Origin of the sequence: Actinomadura harenae (assembly GCF_003696215.1) — a bacterium.
In the GTDB taxonomy this organism is placed as follows: Bacteria; Actinomycetota; Actinomycetes; order Streptosporangiales; family Streptosporangiaceae; genus Spirillospora; species Spirillospora harenae.
The window spans coordinates 16,745-37,037 of record NZ_RFFG01000057.1; the positions used below are offsets into that span (position 1 = coordinate 16,745).

Consider the following 20,293-nt stretch of genomic DNA (forward strand, 5'->3'; position numbering starts at 1 on the left):
CAACGCGCGGCGGGCCGGGACATTCCTGGCGCTGCGGCGTCCGGTGTATTTGACTTCGAGGTCAAGAACTGATGGAGTGAGGTCGTGGGCAGACCGAAGCAGTTCGATCCGGAGGCGGCCGTCGTGCAGGCGATGGACGTCTTCTGGAGCAAGGGATACGGCGCGACGACGCCGCAGGACCTCGTCGTCGCGCTCGGCATCGGCAAGGGCAGCCTGTACCACGCGTTCGGAAGCAAGCGCGCGCTGTTCGAGAAGGCGCTCGAGCGCTACCGCGACGACCAGGCGGCCGGGCTGATCGAGCTCCTGGAGAGTCCCGGTCCGGTGAAGGAACGGCTGCGGCGCGCCCTGGAGTTCCTCGTCGAGGTCAACGTCGTCGACCCGCGCGGCTGCATGGTGGTCAACACCGCGGCCGAGCTGGGCGGTGGCGGCGATCCGGCGATGAGCGAGACCGTCCGGAACCAGTTCGGACGCACCCGGACCGCGTTCCGCGGCGCGGTCGAGGAGGCGCAGCGCGCCGGGGAGATCGACCGCGCGCGTGACCCGGACGCGGTCTCGAGCATGATCCTCAGCACGCTGCTGGGGCTGCAGGTCCTCGCCCGCGCGGGTGAGGAGCGAGAACGACTGAACCAGGTGGTCGACGGCCTGCTCGACTCCCTGTAGCGAAACCCCCCGGAGGCCGGCGCCCCGCGCGCCGGCCCCTCTTGCGGCCATATTCTGTACCCTTAGGTCAAGAAAGGTGTCCCTCATGGACCTCGCACTGTCCGGCAAGACCGCCGTCGTCACCGGAGCCAGCCGCGGCATCGGCCTCGCCACCGTCCGCGCCCTGCTCGCCGAGGGCGTCACCGTCGCCGGGGCCGCCCGCACCGTGACCCCCGAGCTGAAGGAGAGCGGCGCGATCGCCATCTCCGTCGACCTGTCCACCGACGAGGGCGCGCGCGAGCTCGCCGACCGTGCCGCCGCCGAACTCGGCGGCGTCGACCTGCTCGTCAACAACCTCGGCGGCGGCGACACCGTCGAGGTGCACGGCTTCCTCGACGTGTCCGAGGACGAGTGGCGGGCCAACCTCGACCTCACGCTGCTCAGCGCCGTCCGGGTGACCCGCGCGATCCTGCCCGGCCTCGCCGAGCGGCGCGGCAACATCGTCAACGTCTCGTCCATGGGCGCGCGGCTGCCCGCCGCAGGTCCGGTCGCCTACAACGTCGCCAAGGCGGGCCTCACCGCGTTCGGCAAGGCCCTCGCCGAGGAGTACGGCCCACGCGGCGTCCGGGTGAACACCGTCTCGCCCGGCCCCGTCCGCACCGCCATCTGGGAGGCCCCGGACAACTTCGGCGCCCGCCTCGCCGAGTCCTTCGGCGTCCCCCACGAGGAGTTCCTCGCCCAGGTTCCCGGGGTCATGGGCATGGTCACCGGCCGTCTCGCCGAACCCGAGGAGGTCGCCACCCTCATCACCTTCCTACTCTCCGACGCCGCCGCGTCCAGCATCACCGGCTCCGACCACCGCATCGACGGCGGCGCCATCAAAACCGCCTGACCAGCCCCCACGGCCCCACCGTCTGGGGGGTGTGGACATCCGGAGGGCACCTTCCCGCACCCGGCCCCGCATGCCGCGCACCCGGCCCCGCATGCCGCGCACCCGGCCCCGCATGCCGCGTGTCTGGCTCTGCATGCTCGCGTGCCTGCCCCTGCATGCACTCGCGCCCTGCCGCTGCGAGCCCCGGCGCCCGCGCGCCCAAGGCGTGGGGTCGGGGTGGTCACTCGGGGTTGGTGATGCGGGCCAGGACGACTCCGCCGATGATCAGGGCCAGGGCGGCCAGGCGGCCGGCGGTGACGGGGTCGCGTTGGACGGCGATGCCGAGGCCGATCGCGCCGACGGCGCCGATGCCGGTGAAGACGGCGTAGGCGGTGCCGACCGGGAGGCCGCGCATGGCCAGCGACAGCAGGAAGATCGACGCCGCGCCCAGGAGAAAGCAGACGAGCGTGGGCAGCGGCCGGGTGAAGTTCTCGGTGGGCCGGATGCTCTGCGAGAACGCGATCTCCACCAGCCCGGCCAGCCCGAGGAACAGCCAGTTCATGTCAGTAGTCCTTGGCGAGCGTGCGGGCGGTTTCGAGGGCGGCGGCGAGCGACGCGTCGTGCTTGGGACGCAGGGACGCGAGGGACGGGTCGATGCGGGAGTTGACGAGCTCGGCGTGGACGAACGTGGTGTCCTCCACGCCGAAGTGACCGTGGAAGAAGTCGCGCAGGAAGCGTTCCTGGTAGTCGAAGCGCTCCTTGGGGGCGCCGGGGCCGTAGGCGCCGCCGCGCGCGGACGCCACGACGAAACGGCGCGGGGCGAGGGAGACGCGCGGGAAGGTCACCTGGTCGAGCCAGGCCTTGAGGGAGGAGGGAACCGAGTAGTTGTACATCGGCGTCGCGATGAGGACGACGTCGGCGGCGAGCAGCTCGTCCAGCAGCGGTTCGACGACCGCCCAGGCCTCGCGCTGCGAGGGTGTGCGTGCGCCCTCGTGGAGGCGCGCCGGGTCGGAGATCTGGTGTGCGAGCGCGTGGTCGCACAGCTCCGTCCACGCCTCGGTGATGTGGGGGACGGGGTCGGCGGCGACATCGCGCAGGACGTACGAGCCGTCCGGGTGGGCCTCGCGCCAGGCGTCGGCGAAGGCGCCGCCGACGCGGCGGCTGAACGAGTCGCGGCGGGCGCTGGCGGTGAGGTGCAGCAACGAGGGCATGGGAGGGCTCCTTCGAAAAGTGGACACTGCGTCCGGTTGTGACCGTAGTCAATAAGCGGACAGCTTGTCCAGTTATTTCGGCGTGGGTTAGGGTCACGGCCATGAACCTGCTCGCCGACCAGCCGGAACGCCCCCGCGAGCGTGCGGACGCGGCCCGTAACCGGGTGCGTGTTCTCGAAGCGGCCGCCGTGCTGTTCGCCTCCCGCGACCCGCGCACGGTGACCATGGACGATGTCGCCAAGGCCGCCGGCGTCGGACGCGGCACCCTCTACCGGCGCTTCCCCGACGTCGCGTCCATCGCCCGTGCGCTTCTCGACGAGCACGAACGCGAGCTCCAGGAGAAGCTCCTGCGCGGTGAGCCCCCGCTCGGCCCCGGCGCGCCCCCGGCCGAACGCCTCGCCGCCTTCTACGCCGCCATGGTCGAACTCCTGGACGCGCACATCGCGCTCGTGCTCGGCGCCGAAACCGGTCCCCGCCGCTTCGAGACCGGCGCCTACGGGTTCTGGCGCGCCCACGTCCGAGCCCTCGCCGCCGAACACGCCGCCTCCTCCGCCTCCGCCCCCGCTTCTGGCGCTGGGCCGGGGCCACGCGGCCCCGGAGACGGAGAGAAGGGCGCGACTCCCGGAGAGGGGGGCGCTGACGTGGACGTGTTGGCGGACGTCCTGCTGGCTCCGCTCGCATCGGAGCTGTTCGAGCGATTGCGCGCTGGCGGCCGCACGACCGACGAGATCACCGCGACACTCACCGCCCTGGCGTTCCGCGCCCTCAGATGAGCCGCGCACCGGGTGAGCCGCGCACCGGGTGAGCCGCGCACCGTGTGGGCCATGCGCCGGGGGCCGCGCGCTGAGTGGGCCGCGCACCCGGATGGGCCGCGCGCCTGGGTGGGCCGCGCGCCTGGGTGGGCTGCGCGCTTGGGTGGGCTGTGGGTTCGGGGGAGGCGCGCGCTTTGGCGAGATGTGCGCCGGGTGGGTGGTGGTTGTTGGGGGAGGGGCGGGGTCAGGAGGTTGCGGGGCCGCCGGTGGTTCGGAGGGTTTCCAGGGTGGCGTCTAGGAAGGCTCGGGTTCGGGCGGTTTCGGTGGCGGTGCGCCAGACGAGGGCGACGTCGCTGGGCGGGGCGTCCTCGATGGGGACGTAGGTGACGGCGGAGTAGGAGAAGGCGCAGCAGACGGACCGGGGGACCGGGGCTATGCCCGCGCCGGACGCGACGAGCGTCATCATCTCCTGGAGGGTCTCGGCGCCCTGGTCGCGGCGGACGGGGTGGCCGGACGGGGTGACCGGCGGGATCTGGGCGTCCCACCAGTAGGACGGGGCGGGGCCGCGGGCGGCGAAGGTGGTGTCGCGGGACAGGTCGTCCATGCGGACGGACGGGCGGCGCGCGAACGGGTGGCCGGCGGGGACGGCCAGCATCTGGGACTCGGAGAGGACGACGGGGCCGACGGTCAGGTCGGGTTCGGCGACCGGGAGGCGGGTGAGCAGGAGGTCCACGGTGCCGTCGCGGAGGGGGCCGAAGGGGTCGCCGAGGTGGACCTCGCGCATGCGCACCTCGGTGCCCGGGTGCGCGGCGCGGAAGGCGGCGATGGCGCGCGGGGTGTGCTCGCCCTGGGACGCGCCGAGGAACCCGATCGTGAGGGTGCCCGCGACGCCGCGCGCCATGGCGATCGCGTCGGACTCGGCGCGTTCGACGGCGGCCCAGGCCGGGGCGAGGTCGTCGTGCAGCTGCTTGCCGACCGGGGTGGGGAGGACGCGGCGGCTCGTCCGTTCGAAGAGGGGCGCGCCGACGCGGCGTTCCAGCTTCTTCAGTGTCTGGGACACGGCCGCCTGGGAGAGGCGCAGGCGTTCGGCGGTGCGGCCGAAATGCAGTTCGTCCGCGAGGGTCAGGAAGACCTCGATCTCCTGCCGTTCCATGCTCCCACCTCCGTCGATAAGCCCGCATGATAGATCGTTCGGGAGATCGGCGTTGTTCCCGGACGACCGCGGAACGATCGTTGAAGCATGACGAACACGGACATGAAGACGAGGACCGCGACGACGCTCGACCTCGGGGGCGACCTCGTCGTGAGGCGGGTGGGCCTGGGGACGATGCGGCTGGCGGACGGGCCGGGGCGTCCGGCCGACCCGACCGCGGCGCCGATCTGGACGCCGCCCGCCGACCGGGACGCGGCGCTCGCGCTGCTCAGGGAGGCCGTCGAGCTGGGCGTCCAGTTCATCGACACGGCCGACGCCTACGCGCTGGGCGGCGGCGAGGAGCTGGTCGGGGAGGCGCTGCACCCGTACCGCGAGGGTGTCGTCGTCGCGACGAAGGTCGGGGTGGCGCGGCCGTCGGCGGGGGAGTGGGTGCCGCTCGGGCACCCCGCCTACCTGCGGCAGCAGGCGGAGCTGAGCCTGCGTCGGCTGCGCACCGACCGGATCGACCTGCTCCAGCTGCACCGCGTCGACCCGGACGTTCCGCTGGAGGACCAGATCGGCGCGCTGAAGCGGCTCCAGGACGAGGGCAAGGTGCGGCACATCGGGCTGTCGGAGGTGACCGTGGAGCAGCTCGAGGCGGCGCGGGCGGTCGCGCCGATCGCGGCGGTCCAGAACCTTTACAACCTCGCCGCCCGCGACCACGAGCCCGTCGTCGACTACGCGGAGCGGAACGGCATCGCGTTCCTGCCGTTCTTCCCCGTCGCGATGGGCGCGCACGCGGCGCCCGGCGGGACGGTCGCCGAGGTCGCGGCGGAGCTCGGCGCGACTCCGGCGCAGACAGCGCTGGCCTGGCTGCTGCGGCGTTCCCCGGCGATCCTGCCGATTCCCGGGACGACGTCGCCGGCGCACGTGGCCGAGAACCTCGCCGCGCTCGACCTGGAGCTGTCCGCCGACCAGGCGGCCCGCCTCGACGCGCTCGCCGGCTAACCGGTCGGGTCGTGTGCGAGGAGCAGGGCGATCGCGCTCAGCAGGTTGGACGGCTCGACGGAGCCGCCCAGGGCGGCGATCTCGCCGGGGGAGAACCAGGCCATGCCGAGGTAGGTGGCGTTCTCCTCCGGCGTGAGCGCGGCCGGGCGGACGTCCGGGGTGCCGGCGAAGCGGGCGAGGAAGAACGGCTCGGTCTTGAGGTGGCGGGTGCCGAGCCAGAGGAAGTCCCGCTCGACCCGGACGGACACGTCCTGGACGGACGAACCCGGCAGTCCGGTCTCCTCGTGCAGTTCGCGGCGGGCGGCTTCGATGTCGGACTCGCCCGGGTCCACGCCGCCGCCGGGCGGTTCCCAGAACTCGCGGTGGTTGTGGGGGTCGTGCCAGTTCATCAGCAGGACGCGGTCCGCGCCGTCCAGGCAGATGATCCGCACGGCCGCACGCGCCGACCATTCGGCGGGTTCATAGGTCTCCATGAGAACCCCTCGGTTCCAGCGTTTCGTCGCGCCGTCCATGATGGCATCGGCCGCGCCGGCTCTCCGAGACGGCGAACGCGGGAAGGGCAGGTGAACAGCCGGAGATTTCTCGGGGTGCGAAATTCACGCGGCGGCCTGCCGGATAAAGGCAATACACGATCGGCTATGGCGGCCATGCGGAAACGGGGGCTGGCCGCCTGTTCGGCGCGTGGTTAGCGTCCGGTGACGTGGACGACGAACTCATTCTCCTGAACCCCGGTCCCGCCTGTACCTCCCAGCGCGTCAAGGACGCGCTGCTCCGAGGCGACCTCTGTCACCGCGAACCGGAATTCGGCGAGCTGCTCGCCAGAATCCGTACGGACCTGCCCCGCGCGCTCGGCCTGACTTCCCATGAGGCGCTGCTGGTGACCGGATCGGGCACCTCGGCGATGGAGATGGCCGTCATCAGCTCGGTCCGTGAAGGCCGGGAGATCCTGGTCGTGGACAACGGGGTCTATGGCGACCGGCTGCTGCGGATCGCCCGCGCGAACGGGATCACCGCGCACGCCGTCCGCCCGGACGGCGACGATCTCACCCGCTGGACGACCCCGGTCGACCCGGAGGCGGTGCGCGCCGCGCTCGCCGAGCACCCCGGCGTGGACGCGGTCGCGGTCGTCCACCACGAGACGACGACCGGCCTGATCAACCCGGTGAAGGCGATCGGCGAGATCGTGGCCGGGACGGACGCGCTGCTGGTCGTGGACGCGATCAGCGCGACCGGCAACGAGGACCAGGACCTCGGCGAGATCGGCGCCGACATCGTGTGCGGCACCGCGAACAAGGGCCTGCACGGGCAGCCCGGCGTCTCGTTCGTCCTGTGCTCGCCGAAGGCCGTCGAGCGCGTCCAGGAGGTGCCCGAGCGCAGCCTGTACCTGAACGCGGCGTCGTACCTGAAGGGCCAGCGGAGCGGGAACGTGCCGTTCACCCCGGCCGTCCAGGTCTGCTACGCGCTGGACGAGGCGCTCCAGGAGTACTTCGAGCAGGGCGGCTTCGCCGGGCGGACGAGGTTGTACCGGGAGCGCGCCGAGCTGGTGCGGTCCGGGTTCGCGCGCCTCGGCCTGGACGTGCTCGTGCGCCCTGACCTGCGGTCGAACTCCGTCACGATGCTTCACCTCCCGGACGCCGTGCCGTACGACCGCCTTCATGACGAGCTCAAGCGGCGCGGATATGTCATATACGCCGGGCAGGGATCCCTTTCGTCGCGCTTCTTCCGTATCTGCACGATGGGCGAGATTCCCTGGCACCGGCTCGAAGAGCTCGAGGGCGCCCTGGCCGCATCGGTCAGCGCGGCCCGGGCCTGACACCCCGCCACGCAAGGAGCCCTCGTGCAGCTGAACCTGTACCGCCTCTGGATCTTCATGACGGTCGTGGAGGAGGGCGGGTTCTCCGCCGCCGCGACCAAGCTCTACCTGAGCCAGCCCAGCGTCTCCAACCAGGTCAGGCAGCTGGAGCAGTCGCTGCGGACGACGCTGATCGACCGTTCCGGCGCGCGCATCCGGCTCACCCCCGAGGGCGAGGTGCTGCTGGAGTACGCCAAGCGCGTGTTCCTGCTCGCCGACGAGGCCGTCACCGCGATCCGTCAGGTCAGCGGCCTGCAGAGCGGCACGCTCGTCGCGGGCGGCTCCACCACGGTCGGCACCTACCTGCTCCCGCCGCTGCTGGCGGCGTTCCGCGAGCGGCACCCCGGCATCGAGGTCGGCATCTTCACCGGGAACGCCGAGCAGGTGGAGAAGCGCCTGCTGGACGGCGAGATCGGGGTCGCCGTCCTCGCCGGGACGCCGCGCGCCCCGCAGCTGGACGGCGAGCCGATCCTCCAGGACCGCGTCGTCCTCATCACCCCGCCCGACCATCCGCTGGCGGGCGAGCCGGTGGTGGAGCCGGAGCGGCTCGCGGGCGAGCGCTTCCTGCTCCGCGAGCCAGGCTCGTCCACCCGGGCCGTCCAGGAGGAGGCGCTCGCCGAGTGGGGCCTTTCCGGCGTCTCGCGCGCCGAGATCTGGGGCCCCGAGACGATCAAGCAGGCGGTCGCGTCCGGGCTCGGGATCTCGCTGGTCTCCGAGCACTGCGTCGAGGCCGAGGTCGCCGAGCGGCGGCTCGCCGTCCTGCCCGTCACGCCCGCGCCGAGCCCCCGTCCCATCGTGGTCGCGCACCGCCGCGACCGCCTGCTCGGACCGGCCGAGCAGGCGTTCATCGAGCTGCTGAAGACCACCCGCGCGTGGCCCACCCGGACGCCCGCCCAGACGCCCGCCCCGCTCCGCGCGGTGCGCTGAGAACCGGCCGGTTCGCCCCGAAGCGCCCCGAACGCGGCCCCGACGTGGGGGAACGTCAGCGACCGGACGGCGCCGCGCGTAAGCTCGTACCTCATTCCGGACGTCCCCACCGCGGCGAAAGTGAAGTCATGACCCAGCACGATCAGCGCGAGTTCGTCCTCACGCTCTCCTGCCCGGACCGTCCCGGCATCGTCGCCGCCGTCTCCGGAGCGCTGGCCGAGCGCGGATGCAACATCCTGGAGAGCCAGCAGTTCGGCGACCGCGACACCGCGACGTTCTTCATGCGCGTCCAGTTCGCCGCGCCGGGGGACGTGGACGCCGACGGGCTCCACGCCGCGTTCGCCGCGCTCGGCACCGAGCTCGGCCTGGACTGGCGGCTGGACGACACCGCCGAGCGGCCGCGCGTGCTGATCATGGTGTCGCGGTTCGGGCACTGCCTGAACGACCTGCTCTACCGGCAGCGGTCCGGGCTGCTGGACGTGGACATCGTCGCCGTCGCGTCGAACCACCCGGACATGCGGCCGCTCACCCAGTCGTACGGGATCGACTACCACCACCTGCCGTCCGGGGCGGGCGGCAAGGCGGCGCAGGAGGCGGAGATCCTCACGCTGGTCGAGCACTACCGCGCCGACCTGGTCGTTCTCGCCCGCTACATGCAGATCCTCTCGGACGACTTCTGCGCCAAGCTGCCCGGCCGGATCATCAACATCCACCACTCGTTCCTGCCGAGTTTCAAGGGCGCCAAGCCCTACCACCAGGCGCACGCGCGCGGTGTGAAGCTCATCGGCGCGACCGCGCACTACGTGACGCCCGCGCTGGACGAGGGGCCGATCATCGAGCAGGAGGTCGCGCGCGTCGACCACGCGCACAGCGCCGACGAACTGGTGGCCGTGGGCCGCGACGTCGAGTGCCTGGCGCTGGCGCGCGCCGTCCGGTGGCACGCCGAGCACCGCGTCCTGCTGAACGGCGACCGGACGGTCGTCTTCCGCTGACCCGTCCGCCCGTCGGCCCGTCGGCCCGTCCGCCCGTCGGTTCGGTCTGACGGACGCGGCAGGTGAGGCCTTCTCGGCATGGCGGGTTTCACCGAGCGTTCCTCTGCCTCACCATGGGTAACGGCATTCCGGGCGGTCCGGTTCCCGGGTGGGGGTGGTGATGGGCGAGACGCTGGTGCACGACCTCATCGAAGAGACGCACGCCCGGCAGCAGTCCCGGCGCACCGCGCTGGCCGAGTTCCGGCCGCGGCGCGTCCTGCTGCTCGGCGGGACGGGCCTGCTGCTGGCCGTGGCCGCCGGCGGCACGGCCGTGCAGGTGCTGTCCACGATGGTCGGGACGCCGATCCGGATCGTCCCGGTGGGGCCCGTCGCGCACGCGCTGCGGCGGGCCGCGTGGCATGACGGGCCGGTGCTGGCCGTCGCGGGCGCCGTCGCGGTCGCGGGGGCGCTGCTGCTGCTCGGGCTGGTTCCCGGGCGTCCGCGCCGGGAGCCGTTGCGGGGCACGGACGGGCGGCTCGCGGGCGGGGTCTCCCGGCGTGACCTGCGCCGCGTGCTCGCGGACGCCGCGCTGGACGTGCCCGGGGTCGACCGGGCGCGGGTGCGGCTGCGCGGCGGGTTCCGGCGTCGTGTCGTCGTCCGCGCCGCGACCCGGTACCGCAACCCGGCCAACTGCGCCGACCTGGTGCGGCAGGCCGTCCGCGCCCGGCTGGACGGCTTCGACCTGATGCGCGACCGCCGCGTCGTCGTCCGCCTGAGCTGGCGCGACGACTGACCGTGCGACTGGCGACCATGCGACTGGTGACCGCGCGCGGTGCGGGTGACTCGAAGGGGCTGGGCATGCGGATCATGGTGGGGCTGACCGGGTTGCTGCTGCTCGGGGGCGGGACGCTGGCGCTGTGCGCCGGGTTCGGCGCGTTCGGGCCGGCCGCGGCGGGGACGGCGGTGCTGTCCCCGGCGGCCGGACGGTACATCGCGGACCACGACTGGTTCTGGCCGCTGGTGGGGGCGGTCGCCGAGGTCGTGGCGCTGGCCGGGCTGGTCGGGCTGGGCGGCGTCGTCCGGGACGGGGTGCGCCGCCGCCGTCCGGGCATGGACGGCGCGACCCGCATGCACGCCCGCGCCGCGTCCGGTGACCTGGTGCGCGACGTGTCGCGGCTGCCGGGCGTCCGGTCGGTGCGGGTGCGGCTGACCGGGACGGCGTCGCGGCCGCGGCTGGCGGTGACCGTCGAGTGCGCGTCGGACGCGCGTCCCGGGGACGTGCACGCGGTGCTCGGCGGCGGGCCCGTCGCGCGGTTCCGTGACGCGCTGGGCATGCAGACGCTGCTGGTCGCGGTCCGGTACAGGCTGGCGGACGCGGCGGACCCGCTCGACATCCCCAGCGACGACGACGTGGAAGCCGCGCTGGTGCCGCACGCGAGGCGGCGTCCGGTGGGCGACGGCGGACCGGGGTCGGTTACCGAGCGTGATGCCGGGTAGAGATGCCTGGAAGGTCGGGAGTGTCACCGTCTCCCGGCCGTTCGGGCGTTAGGACTGGTACCTGGGGGCCGGTGGCGTGATCACGCCGCCGGTCCTTTTTGGGTCGTTGATCGACTTTGGTGGTCTCTTGCCTTGTGTGGCGGTTTTCCTGTTACGGAACGTGAGCATGTAACCGGCAATCACGAGGCCACAGGGGGAATCGCCGTGAGTCCACAGAGCGGACAGCAGGCCACCAGGGATCACGTGGACGGGCTGCCGAACCAGCAGGTGCGGACCGTCGCGGACCGCAAGACCGCGGGCAAGCCGGGGCCGTCCGTCGCCGCGGGCGTCGGCCGCGCGGTCGCGCCCAAGCAGAACGGCGCGCTGGTCAGCGACACCGGCCGGACCAGGATCGCGGACGGCGTGGTGGCGAAGATCGCCGGCATGGCGTCCCGCGAGGTCGGCGGCGTCCACGCGATGGGCGCCGGGATGGCCCGGACGATCGGCTCGGTCCGGGAGCGCATCCCGGGCGTCGGGGTCAGCGTGACCCGGGGCGTCGCGGTCCAGGTCGGGGAGCGGCAGGCCGCCGTGGACATCGACCTGGTCGTCGAGTACGGGGTCGCCATCCCCGATCTCGCCCGCGCCGTCCGGGAGAGCGTGATCCACCAGGTCGAGCAGATGACCGGGCTGGAGGTGGTCGAGGTGAACATCACCGTCGACGACGTCCACCTGCCCGGGGACGACAGCAGGCAGGACGACGCGTCGAACGACGCCGACAGGCCGTCGCCGCGGGTGCAGTGACCGGCGCGACGACCGCTCCGGTGGGACGGACGGGGGCCGCGGCGCCTCCGTCCGTCGGGCTGGCGGAGCGCGTCGCGGCCGCGGTGACCGCGCTGCCGGACGTGGCGGGCCTGGCGGGCCCCGTGCCCGCGGAGCACGTGGCGGGCCTCGCGGCCGGGCCGCCACCGTCGCACGCCGCGCACCGCGCCGAGGCCGCAGTGATCGGGGTGGTCGTGGAGGACGACGTCGTCGAGATCGGTGTGGTCGCGCGGTTCGGGCGTCCGCTGGCGGACCTCGCCGACGCCGTCCGCGCCGCCGCGCGCCCGCTGACCGGGGCCCGCCGGGTGGACGTCCTGATCGCCGACATCGTCGACGACGATGCCGATGGCGTCGAGGGCGGCGCGGCTGGATGAGGGCGCGGGAGGAAGGCACAGCGGGCACGGCGGGCACAGCGGGCAGGACGGAGCGCGCGGCGTTCCGCGCCTGGGTTCGCGACCACCATCCGGACCTCGGCGGCGACCCGGAGGCGTTCGCCGCCGGGCTCCGGCGCAGGCGGCGCGTCCGGACGGGCGGGGGCCCGTCCCCGGACGCGCCGATCGTCGGTGTCCCGAGGCGGTTCGGCCCGGTCGCGGTGGTGGAGCGCTGGCGCTACCGCCGTAGCCGGGCGCGACGGCTGCGGTAGCGGCCCAGGTGGCACGGCTGCGGTAGCGGCCCAGGGGCACGGCTGCGGTAGCGGTTCAAGGGGGGAGAGCATGACATGAACATGAACGGAATCTCGATCTGGTCCATGGTGGGCCTCGGGTACGGGACCGCGCTCGGCTTCGCCGGGGTGTTCGGCGGGCTGAGCGGGTTTCTGCTGGTCCTGGTTCTCGGTGTGGTGGGCCTGCTGGCCGGCCGCGTGGTCGCGGGGGAGATCGACGTCGCCGGGGTGTGGGACTCGCTCGGCAACCGGAAGCGGCAGGCGGAATGACCGCCGTGGTGCCCGCCGGATCCGTCGGGTCCGTGGTGCCCGTCGTCCCGCCCGCGGCGCGGCGCGGGACGACCCGGATCACCGACCGGGTGCTGACGCGGGTGGTCGGCCGGGCGGCGGGGGAGGCCGCGGGGACGGCGGGGCTGGACCGGTCGGTCCTCGGCGTCCGCGTCGGGGGACGTGTCGCCGCGCGTGCCCGGGTCGTCGTCGACGGCGACCGGGTGACCGCGCGCGTGTCCACGTCGGTCGAGTATCCGGCGCCGGTCCGGCAGGTGGCGCGGCGCATCCGTGAGCTGGTGACCGCGCGCGTGTTCGAGATGACCGGGATGACCGTCGAGCGGGTGGACGTCGAGGTCGCCGCCTTCGACCGCCCGGACGCCGCGGACGCCCGGGACGGGAGGAGGCGGATCGCATGACCACGCGCGCGGGACGGTCGTCCGCGCCCGGGCGCGCGGGGGTCCCGGTGGGGAGGGGGACGCGGGCGGCGCGGGTGGCGCGTTCGGCGTTCCGGCCGCGCCGGATCGTGACGTCGCTGGTCGCGGCCGTGGTGCTGACCGCGTCCGGGACGATCGTGGCGATCGAGGTGTTCTCGACGATGGGCGGGCACGCCGCGCGGCTCGTCCCGTACGGGCGGACGGAGCACTGGGCGCAGCACGCGGCCTGGCGGAGCTGGGGCGTGCTCGCGGTCTGCGCGGCGGTGGCGCTGGTCGGGGTGTGGTTCCTGCTGGCCGGTCTGGTCCCGGGACGGCCGCGGGTCGTCCCGCTGCGGGGCGACAACCGGGATCTGGCGATGGCGGTCACGCCCGCCGGGCTGCGGAACGCGCTCGCGGCGGCGGCCGAGGACGTGGAGGGCGCGTCGCAGGCGCACGTCGTGCTGGGCCGCCACAAGGTGAGGGTGTCGGTGCACTGCCCGTCCCATGAGGTGGACGCGGTGAAGGCGCAGGTCAGGGTGTCCGTCCAGGAGAAGTTGAACGAGGTCCGGCCGCTGGCGGGGTACCGGGTCGCCGTCCGGGCGCGGACGCGGAGGGGGTGAGCGGTGGACCGGCATGCCGCGCGGCTGAACCGCGTGCTGCTCGTCCTGACCGGGTTGCTGCTGGTCGGCGCCGGGGGGATCGGGCTGGCCCTCGGGTTGCGTGCCTTCGGCTTCTCGCGCGCGCGCGAGCCCGTTCTCAGCAGGGCGACGCGGCACTTCGCGGAGGCGCATCCCTGGTACTGGCCCGCGATCGGGGCGGGCGCCGTGGTGGCCGCGATCGTCGGGATCGTGTGGCTGCTCGCGCAGGGACGGTCCGACCGCATCACCGGGGTCGTCCTGGACGACGGTGACGACACGGGCCGGACGATCGTCCCGGCGGGGACGCTCACGGGCGCGCTTCAGGACGACATCCGGCGGCTGCCCGGCGTCCGGTCGGCGCGGGCGCGGCTGGCGGGGCGCCCGTCGGCGCCGAAGCTGCGCCTGCATGTCGCCTACGACCGGCGCGCCGACCTGCTGGAACTGCGGCGCGGCATCCAGGAGTCGGCGCTGGTGCGGCTGCGCGGCGCGCTCGAGGTGGAGCGGCTGCCCGCGGTGGTGCGGCTGAGTCTGGTCACCGGGGACGAGCGCCGTACGGTCGAGTGACGCGCGCGTCAGGACGCGGGTGACCTTCACGTCATGTGACGGCCCGATTCCGAACCCCGCTCTGTTCGCGGGGACGGCCTTGCGCGATGATGCCCGCCATGGACGAACTCATGGCAGGGCATGTCGCGGCGTTCGAGCAGACCGTCCGGTCGACGATCGGGCTGGCGGAGACCTTCGGCGACGCGGACTGGACGCGGCCCACCGAGCTTCCCGGCTGGAGGGTGAAGGACATCGTGGCGCACCTGGTCGGGGTGGAGACGCTGCTGCTGGGCGAGGATCCCGCGCCCGGCCACGTCCTCCCGGACGACCTGCCGCACGTCCGCAACGCGCTCGGCCGGATGGTGGAGCCCGCGGTCGACCACCGGCGCGGGACGCCCGGTCCGGAGGTCCTGGCGGAGCTGCGCGTCGTCCTCGACCGGCGGATGGAGCGGCTCGCGGAGATCTCGCCCGACGAGCCGGCGGTGCTCCCGACCGGCCGCGAGGGCACCTACGGCGAGCTGATGGTGTTCCGCGCGTTCGACTGCTGGGCGCACGAGCAGGACATCCGGCGCGCCGTGGGACGGCCCGGGAACCTCGACGCCCCCGCCGCGGCGCGGATGTTCCAGGTCGTCGAGCGCGGCCTGCCGATGATCGTCGGCAAGCGCGCCGGGGCGTCCCCGGGGACGGCCGTGACGTTCGAGGTCAGCGGCCCGTTCGCGTTCACCCGGCACGTCGAGGTCGCTCCGGACGGGCGCGCGGCGTTCACGGAGGAGGCCCGGGACGGCGCGACCGTCCTGCGGATGGACTGGGAGACCTTCGTCCGGCTGGTGACGGGGCGCTGCACGTCCGCGGACGTGACCGTGGGGGCCAGCGGGGACGAGGAGCTGGCCGCTCGGGTCGCCGGGGCCATGTCCCTGGCACCGTAACGACATCTTTGTCCTCCTAATCCCCAAAATCACCCATCCGGGCCCTAGCGTTCGAAATGACCGCTGACGTCGAAGGGGTTTGGAGGTGCGGCGCTTGCTGGAGCATCAGAGGACGGACGGCTCCCCGCAGGAGCCCCTCGACGGATGGAGGCGCAACCTGAACGACTTCCCAACGGGCCCCTTCCACTAGAGCGGCCCGAGCGCTCCGGAGGCCGTGTCCAATCGCCACGACCTCGGGAGCGCGACCCGTATTTCGCACTGTCCAGGCGTCCGGGATGCTCGTCGTCCCGGACGTCGTCGTTGTGTGACGCGCCCCACGTCCCCGGTAGGTTGGAAAATCCAACTGACAGCGCGACCCTTGAGTTGGAAAATCCAACCAAGGAGGAAGCCATGCGCGACGCGGTGATCGTCGAGGCCGTCCGGACCCCCGTCGGCAAGGGCAGGCCCGGCGGCGCGCTGCACGAGGACCACCCCGTGGACCTGCTCGCCCGCACCCTGAAGGCGCTGGTCGAGCGCGCGGGCATCGACCCGTCCACCGTGGACGACGTGATCGGCGGCGTGGTCACCCAGGCCGGGGAGCAGGCCCTCAACCTCACCCGCAACGCCGTCCTCGCCGCGGGCTTCCCCGAGTCCGTCCCGGCGACGACCGTGGACCGCCAGTGCGGCTCGTCCCAGCAGGCCCTGCACTTCGCCGCGCAGGGCGTGATCTCCGGCGCCTACGACGTCGCGATCGCCTGCGGCGTCGAGTCGATGTCCCGCGTGCCGATGGGGTCGGCCGTCCTGCCCGGCAGCGACCCGTTCGGGCCGCTCCTCGGCGCGCGCTACCCCGAGGGCCTGGTCGGCCAGGGCATCAGCGCCGAGCTGATCGCCGCCCGCTGGAAGCTCACCCGCGCCGAGCTGGACGCCTTCGCCACCGAGTCCCACCGCCGGGCCGCCGCCGCGTGGGACGCCGGAGCCTTCGACCGCGAGCTCGCCTGGCCCGGCCGGGACGAGTCGGTCCGCCCGGCCACGACCCCCGAGGTGCTCGCCGGGCTCAGGCCCGCCTACCACGACGAGGCCGCCGCGCGCCGCTTCCCCGAGATCGGCTGGAACATCACGGCGGGCAACGCGTCCCCGATCAACGACGGGGCCGCCGCCGTCCTGGTCATGAGCCGCGAGGCCGCCGAGCGCCTCGGCCTGCGCCCGCGCGCCCGCTTCCACACCTTCGCCGTCGCGGGCGACGACCCGCTGCTCATGCTCACGGCGATCATCCCGGCCACCGCCAAGGCCCTCGCCCGCTCCGGCCTCGCCCTGGACGACATCGACCTGTTCGAGGTGAACGAGGCGTTCTCGCCCGTCGTCCTCGCCTGGCTCCGCGAGACCGGCGCCGACCCGGCCCGGACGAACGTCCGGGGCGGCGCGATCGCCCTCGGCCACCCGCTCGGCGCGAGCGGCGCCCGGATCATGACCACGCTCCTGCACGCCCTGGAGGACACCGGCGGACGCTACGGACTCCAGACCATGTGCGAGGCGGGCGGCCTGGCCAACGCGACGATCATCGAGCGCCTCTAGCCCGGCCCGGGAGCGCCTACGATGAGGACCATGCCGCCGAAGGACGCCGACCCGAGGCCCTGCTCGATCGCGGGCACCCTGGACCTGGTCGGTGAGCGCTGGTCGATCCTGATCGTCCGCGAGCTCTTCCACGGGGTCCGGCGTTTCGACGGCATCGCCCGCAACACCGGCGCGTCCCGCGACATCCTCACCACGCGCCTCCGCAAGCTGGAGAGCGCGGGGGTCCTCCGCAGGGAGTTGTACAGCGACCGTCCGGCCCGGTACGAGTACCACCTCACCGAGGCCGGACGTGAGCTCGGCGACGCGATGCTGCTCCTGCTCAAATGGGGCGACCGCCACATCAACCAGGACGATCCGCCCGTCGTCTGGTCCCACTCCTGCGGCGCCGACCTCGTCCCCGAGGTCGTCTGCGCCGCCTGCGGCGAGCCCGCCCGCGAGGGCGCCCACAGCCCCCGCGGCCGCGGCGTCCGCCCCGTCTAGTCCCGGGTGCCGATCAGCACTCGATGACGTTGACGGCGAGGCCGCCGCGCGAGGTCTCCTTGTACTTGTCGAGCATGTCCCGGCCGGTGTCCTTCATGGTCTTGATGGCGCGGTCGAGGGAGACGAAGTGCTTGCCGTCGCCGCGCAGGGAGATGCGGGTGGCGCTGATCGCCTTGATCGCGCCGACGGCGTTGCGCTCGATGCACGGGACCTGGACGAGGCCGCCGACCGGGTCGCAGGTGAGGCCGAGGTTGTGCTCGATGCCGATCTCGGCGGCGTTCTCGACCTGCTCGGGGGTGCCGCCGAGGACCTCGGTGAGCCCGGCCGCCGCCATCGAGCAGGCGGAGCCGACCTCGCCCTGGCAGCCGACCTCGGCGCCGGAGATGCTCGCGTTCTGCTTGAACAGGACGCCGATCGCCCCGGCGGTCAGCAGGAAGCGGACGACGCCCTCGTCGTCCGCGCCCGGGACGAACCGGTCGTAGTAGTGCAGGACGGCCGGGATGATGCCCGCCGCGCCGTTGGTGGGGGCCGTGACGATCCGGCCGCCCGCGGCGTTCTCCTCGTTCACGGCCAGGGCGAACAGGGTCACCCAGTCCATCGCGTGCAGCGGGTCGGTGGCCTTCTCGGAGACCAGCGTGCGGTGCAGGCGGGGGGCGCGGCGGCGGACCTTCAGGCCGCCGGGCAGCAGGCCCTCGCTGGAGCAGCCGCGGTCGACGCAGGCGCGCATGACGTTCCACAGCTCGACCAGGCCGGACCGGATCTCGGCCTCGGAACGGCCGAACGCCTTCTCGTTCTCCAGCATCAGCGCGGAGACCGACAGGCCCGTCTCGTGGCAGCGGTCGAGCAGTTCGGCGGCCGTGTCGAAGCGGTAGGGCAGGACGGTGTCGTCGGCCTTGATGCGGTCGGCGCCGGTGGCGTTCTCGTCCACGACGAAGCCGCCGCCGACCGAGTAGTAGACCCGGGAGCGCAGCTCGTTGCCGTCGGCGTCGAACGCGGTGAAGCGCATGCCGTTCGGGTGCCCGGGAAGGGAGATCTTGCGTTCGAAGACCAGGTGCTCGCCCACGACGAACGGCACGGGGTGCGAGCCGTACAGGGTGAGGGACCCGGAATCGCGGACGCGCGCGAGGCGCTCGTCCACGGTGTCCACGTCCACCAGTTCGGGCTTGTCGCCCTCCAGGCCGAGGATGACGGCCTTGTCGCTGCCGTGCCCCTTGCCGGTCAGGCCGAGCGAGCCGTACAGGATCGCCTGGACGGACGCGGTCTTCTCCAGGACTCCGTCCTGGGCGAGGCCGCGGGCGAAGCGGTGCGCGGCGGCCATCGGTCCCCCGGTGTGCGAGGAGGACGGCCCGATGCCGATCTTGAAGAGGTCGAAGACGCTGATAGCCATGGACTTGCTACTCCGTTGTAGCGGTGCGAAGACACGTGCCCCCGGCCGCCCGGAGGACGGACGGGGGCACGGGTGATCACAGGTTCGGGTAGAGCGGGTGCTTGTCGGCCAGGGCCTTCACCCGGGCGGCCAGCGCCGCCTGGTCGAACTCCGGCTGGAGCGCCAGCGCGATGACGTCCGCGACCTCGCGGAAGTCCTCCGCGTCGAAGCCGCGGGTGGCCAGGGCCGGGGTGCCGATCCGCAGCCCGGAGGTCACCATCGGCGGACGCGGGTCGTTCGGGACGGCGTTCCGGTTCACGGTGATGCCGATGTCGTGCAGCCGGTCCTCGGCGTCCCGCCCGGTGAGCTCGGAGTCGACCAGGTCGACCAGGACCAGGTGGACGTCCGTGCCGCCGGTCAGCACCTTCACGCCGGCCTTCGCCGCGTCCTCGGCGAGCAGGCGCTCGGCCAGGATGCGGGAGCCCTCGAGGGTGCGCCGCTGCCGGTCGCCGAACTCCTCCGACGCCGCGACCTTGAGCGCGACGGCCTTGGCGGCGATGACGTGCTCCAGCGGACCGCCCTGCATGCCGGGGAACACGGCCGAGTTGATCTTCTTGCCGAACTCCTCCCGCGCCAGGATCAGGCCGCCGCGCGGACCGCCGAGGGTCTTGTGCGTGGTCGTCGTGACGATGTCGGCGTACGGGACGGGCGACGGGTGCAGCCCGGCGGCGACCAGGCCCGCGAAGTGGGCCATGTCGACCATGAGCAGCGCGCCCACCGCGTCCGCGATCTCGCGGAACCGGGCGAAGTCCAGCTGCCGCGGGTACGCCGACCAGCCGGCCACGATCATCTTCGGCCGGTGCTCCTCGGCGAGGCGCGCGACCTCGTCCATGTCCACCCGGCCGTCGTCCTCACGGACGTGGTAGGGCACCACGTTGAGGACCTTGCCCGAGTAGTTGAGGCGCATGCCGTGGGTCAGGTGGCCGCCGTGCGCCAGGTCCAGGCCCAGGATGGTGTCGCCGTGGTTCAGCAGCGCGAAGTACACGGCCGTGTTGGCCTGCGCGCCCGAGTGCGGCTGGACGTTGGCGAACTCGGCGCCGAACAGGGCCTTGGCCCGGTCGATGGCGAGCTGCTCGGTGACGTCCACGTACTCGCAGCCGCCGTAGTAGCGGCGGCCCGGGTAGCCCTCGGCGTACTTGTTGGTGAGGACCGTCCCCTGGGCCTCCAGCACCGCGACCGGCGTGAAGTTCTCCGAGGCGATCATCTCGAGGGTCGACTGCTGGCGGTGCAGCTCGTCGGCGACCGCGGCGGCGACCTCGGGGTCGACCTCCGCGAGCGGCGCGTCGTGCGACGAGTTCGACGAGGGAGCCGTCATCGTCAGGACTCCTCGGTCAGCTTGTCGTAGGCGGCGGCGTCCAGCAGGTCGCCCGGCTCGTCGGTGATCTTGACCTTGAAGATCCAGCCCTCGCCGTACGGGTCGTCGTTGATGACCTTCGGCTCGTCGATCACGGCCGCGTTGATCGCGGTGATCTCGCCGCTGACCGGGGAGTACAGGTCGCTGACCGACTTGGTGGACTCCACCTCGCCGCAGGTCTCGCCCGCCTCGACGGTGTCGCCCTCGCCCGGCTGGAGCTCGAGGAAGACGATCTCGCCGAGCGCGTCGGCGGCGTGCTGGGTGATGCCGACGGTGACGATGCGGTCCTCGTTCTCAAGGCCGGCGACCCACTCGTGCTCTTCGCTGTAGCGGAGCTGCTCCGGAACGCTCACGGTTGTTCTCTCTCCAGGGT

At 73.2% G+C, this 20,293-nt stretch carries 26 protein-coding genes; 19 read left to right on the plus strand and 7 right to left on the minus strand.

Annotated features, from left to right (window positions below):
* The first annotated feature begins 84 nt into the window (after positions 1–84).
* Together EBO15_RS27270 and EBO15_RS27275 are read left to right on the plus strand one after the other, a co-directional pair.
* Positions 85–660: a TetR/AcrR family transcriptional regulator gene (locus EBO15_RS27270; protein ID WP_122197312.1), complete on the plus strand. Its 576-nt coding sequence runs from the start codon at positions 85–87 to the stop codon at positions 658–660.
* An 85-nt stretch (positions 661–745) separates the two neighbouring features.
* Positions 746–1,531: an oxidoreductase gene (locus EBO15_RS27275; protein ID WP_122197313.1), complete on the plus strand. Its 786-nt coding sequence runs from the start codon at positions 746–748 to the stop codon at positions 1,529–1,531.
* Positions 1,532–1,751: 220 nt separating this feature from the next.
* Here EBO15_RS27275 and EBO15_RS27280 read toward each other — a convergent pair whose 3' ends face one another.
* Together EBO15_RS27280 and EBO15_RS27285 are read right to left on the minus strand one after the other, a co-directional pair.
* Complete coding sequence (locus EBO15_RS27280; RefSeq protein ID WP_122197314.1) at positions 1,752–2,072, minus strand: DMT family transporter; 321 nt, start codon at positions 2,070–2,072, stop codon at positions 1,752–1,754.
* A gap of 1 nt (position 2,073) precedes the next feature.
* Positions 2,074–2,721: an FMN-dependent NADH-azoreductase gene (locus EBO15_RS27285; protein WP_122197315.1), complete on the minus strand. Its 648-nt coding sequence runs from the start codon at positions 2,719–2,721 to the stop codon at positions 2,074–2,076.
* Positions 2,722–2,822: 101 nt separating this feature from the next.
* Between EBO15_RS27285 and EBO15_RS27290 the strand changes: the two genes are divergently transcribed.
* Complete coding sequence (locus EBO15_RS27290; protein ID WP_122197316.1) at positions 2,823–3,494, plus strand: TetR/AcrR family transcriptional regulator; 672 nt, start codon at positions 2,823–2,825, stop codon at positions 3,492–3,494.
* 223 nt (positions 3,495–3,717) lie between these two features.
* On the opposite strand, the gene EBO15_RS27295 is transcribed toward EBO15_RS27290, so the two are convergent.
* Positions 3,718–4,626 carry a LysR family transcriptional regulator gene (locus tag EBO15_RS27295; RefSeq protein ID WP_199744841.1) on the minus strand — a complete coding sequence of 303 codons (909 nt, stop codon included), beginning with the start codon at positions 4,624–4,626 and terminating at the stop codon, positions 3,718–3,720.
* Positions 4,627–4,713: 87 nt separating this feature from the next.
* Here EBO15_RS27295 and EBO15_RS27300 point away from each other — a divergent pair, with 87 nt between their 5' ends.
* A complete protein-coding gene (locus EBO15_RS27300; protein WP_122197317.1) occupies positions 4,714–5,613 on the plus strand; it encodes an aldo/keto reductase in 900 nt (299 codons plus the stop codon).
* On the opposite strand, the gene EBO15_RS27305 is transcribed toward EBO15_RS27300, so the two are convergent.
* Positions 5,610–6,086, minus strand: coding sequence for an NUDIX hydrolase (locus EBO15_RS27305; protein ID WP_122197318.1), 477 nt, complete (start codon positions 6,084–6,086; stop codon positions 5,610–5,612). The genes EBO15_RS27300 and EBO15_RS27305 overlap by 4 nt on opposite strands.
* A 227-nt stretch (positions 6,087–6,313) precedes the next feature.
* Here EBO15_RS27305 and EBO15_RS27310 point away from each other — a divergent pair, with 227 nt between their 5' ends.
* The 15 genes from EBO15_RS27310 to EBO15_RS27380 all read left to right on the plus strand — a co-directional run bounded on the left by EBO15_RS27310 (position 6,314) and on the right by EBO15_RS27380 (position 17,140).
* Entirely contained in the window at positions 6,314–7,426 is a 1,113-nt protein-coding gene (locus tag EBO15_RS27310) for a pyridoxal-phosphate-dependent aminotransferase family protein (RefSeq protein WP_158628362.1), read from the plus strand.
* A 24-nt stretch (positions 7,427–7,450) separates the two neighbouring features.
* The gene (locus EBO15_RS27315) at positions 7,451–8,392 is read left to right on the plus strand and encodes a LysR family transcriptional regulator (protein ID WP_122197320.1); all 942 of its coding nucleotides are present in this window, start codon (positions 7,451–7,453) and stop codon (positions 8,390–8,392) included.
* A gap of 128 nt (positions 8,393–8,520) precedes the next feature.
* On the plus strand, positions 8,521–9,384 hold the full coding sequence (purU, locus tag EBO15_RS27320) for a formyltetrahydrofolate deformylase (protein WP_122197321.1): 864 nt from the start codon (positions 8,521–8,523) through the stop codon (positions 9,382–9,384).
* A 148-nt stretch (positions 9,385–9,532) separates the two neighbouring features.
* Positions 9,533–10,156, plus strand: a complete 624-nt coding sequence (locus EBO15_RS27325; RefSeq protein ID WP_147481666.1) for a DUF6286 domain-containing protein — start codon at positions 9,533–9,535, stop codon at positions 10,154–10,156.
* A gap of 26 nt (positions 10,157–10,182) precedes the next feature.
* A complete protein-coding gene (locus EBO15_RS27330) occupies positions 10,183–10,860 on the plus strand; it encodes a hypothetical protein (RefSeq protein ID WP_147481667.1) in 678 nt (225 codons plus the stop codon).
* A gap of 252 nt (positions 10,861–11,112) precedes the next feature.
* A complete protein-coding gene (locus EBO15_RS27335) occupies positions 11,113–11,640 on the plus strand; it encodes an Asp23/Gls24 family envelope stress response protein (protein ID WP_378236926.1) in 528 nt (175 codons plus the stop codon).
* 20 nt (positions 11,641–11,660) lie between these two features.
* Complete coding sequence (locus EBO15_RS27340; protein ID WP_147481668.1) at positions 11,661–12,032, plus strand: Asp23/Gls24 family envelope stress response protein; 372 nt, start codon at positions 11,661–11,663, stop codon at positions 12,030–12,032.
* Entirely contained in the window at positions 12,029–12,301 is a 273-nt protein-coding gene (locus EBO15_RS27345) for a hypothetical protein (RefSeq protein WP_122197325.1), read from the plus strand. Before EBO15_RS27340 ends, EBO15_RS27345 begins: the two co-directional genes overlap by 4 nt.
* Positions 12,302–12,376: 75 nt before the next feature.
* Positions 12,377–12,589, plus strand: a complete 213-nt coding sequence (locus EBO15_RS27350; protein ID WP_378236662.1) for a hypothetical protein — start codon at positions 12,377–12,379, stop codon at positions 12,587–12,589.
* Positions 12,586–13,005, plus strand: a complete 420-nt coding sequence (locus EBO15_RS27355) for an Asp23/Gls24 family envelope stress response protein (protein WP_122197326.1) — start codon at positions 12,586–12,588, stop codon at positions 13,003–13,005. Before EBO15_RS27350 ends, EBO15_RS27355 begins: the two co-directional genes overlap by 4 nt.
* Positions 13,002–13,622: a DUF6286 domain-containing protein gene (locus tag EBO15_RS27360; protein WP_122197327.1), complete on the plus strand. Its 621-nt coding sequence runs from the start codon at positions 13,002–13,004 to the stop codon at positions 13,620–13,622. Before EBO15_RS27355 ends, EBO15_RS27360 begins: the two co-directional genes overlap by 4 nt.
* A 3-nt stretch (positions 13,623–13,625) precedes the next feature.
* A complete protein-coding gene (gene amaP / locus EBO15_RS27365; RefSeq protein ID WP_122197328.1) occupies positions 13,626–14,204 on the plus strand; it encodes an alkaline shock response membrane anchor protein AmaP in 579 nt (192 codons plus the stop codon).
* A gap of 98 nt (positions 14,205–14,302) precedes the next feature.
* The gene (locus EBO15_RS27370) at positions 14,303–15,109 is read left to right on the plus strand and encodes a maleylpyruvate isomerase family mycothiol-dependent enzyme (RefSeq protein WP_158628363.1); all 807 of its coding nucleotides are present in this window, start codon (positions 14,303–14,305) and stop codon (positions 15,107–15,109) included.
* A gap of 390 nt (positions 15,110–15,499) precedes the next feature.
* Positions 15,500–16,660, plus strand: coding sequence for a thiolase family protein (locus EBO15_RS27375; protein WP_122197330.1), 1,161 nt, complete (start codon positions 15,500–15,502; stop codon positions 16,658–16,660).
* A gap of 30 nt (positions 16,661–16,690) precedes the next feature.
* Positions 16,691–17,140, plus strand: coding sequence for a winged helix-turn-helix transcriptional regulator (locus EBO15_RS27380; RefSeq protein WP_122197331.1), 450 nt, complete (start codon positions 16,691–16,693; stop codon positions 17,138–17,140).
* Between the two features lie 13 nt (positions 17,141–17,153).
* Here the strand turns inward: EBO15_RS27380 and EBO15_RS27385 are convergent, their stop codons facing one another.
* The 3 genes from EBO15_RS27385 to gcvH all read right to left on the minus strand — a co-directional run bounded on the left by EBO15_RS27385 (position 17,154) and on the right by gcvH (position 20,273).
* Positions 17,154–18,527, minus strand: coding sequence for an L-serine ammonia-lyase (locus EBO15_RS27385; RefSeq protein WP_122197332.1), 1,374 nt, complete (start codon positions 18,525–18,527; stop codon positions 17,154–17,156).
* A gap of 76 nt (positions 18,528–18,603) precedes the next feature.
* A complete protein-coding gene (locus EBO15_RS27390) occupies positions 18,604–19,881 on the minus strand; it encodes a serine hydroxymethyltransferase (protein ID WP_122197333.1) in 1,278 nt (425 codons plus the stop codon).
* Between the two features lie 2 nt (positions 19,882–19,883).
* Positions 19,884–20,273 (minus strand): glycine cleavage system protein GcvH, encoded by a 390-nt coding sequence (gene gcvH / locus EBO15_RS27395; protein ID WP_122197334.1) that lies wholly within the window; start codon positions 20,271–20,273, stop codon positions 19,884–19,886.
* Positions 20,274–20,293 lie beyond the last annotated feature (20 nt).